The organism is Desulfovibrio sp. OH1186_COT-070 (assembly GCF_003860215.1).
Taxonomy (GTDB): Bacteria; Desulfobacterota; Desulfovibrionia; order Desulfovibrionales; family Desulfovibrionaceae; genus Desulfovibrio.
Genome location: NZ_RQYH01000259.1, coordinates 1 through 308 on the forward strand (window position 1 = coordinate 1; position 308 = coordinate 308).

Consider the following 308-nt stretch of genomic DNA (forward strand, 5'->3'; position numbering starts at 1 on the left):
CTGGCAATATAGGAAGTCACGGACTGGGGAAGCGTGCCAAAGCGCGCCTCCAGCAAATCCTGCAAGGCCAGGCCAAATCCTTCAGCCTTGCCTTCCGCTTTTCCTTCCGCCCAGCCTTCCGCCCTGCCTTCAGCCTTGCCTTCAGCCCTGCCTTCAACTTTTCCTTCCGCTTTCCCTTCGGCCCACCCCATCAGTACGCCCTGCCGAATGTATTCGTCCTTCCACTGAGCGGCGCGTTCTTCCAACATGGCGTCCACCTCCCGCAAGTCTTGAAATTCGGGGATGTCTTCTGTGATCCCGGAGCGTTT

General features: G+C 58.4%; 1 pseudogene. It reads right to left on the bottom strand.

From position 1 onward, the window contains the following. Positions 1-308, bottom strand: a pseudogene (locus EII23_RS13100) (hypothetical protein); the annotation flags it as partial.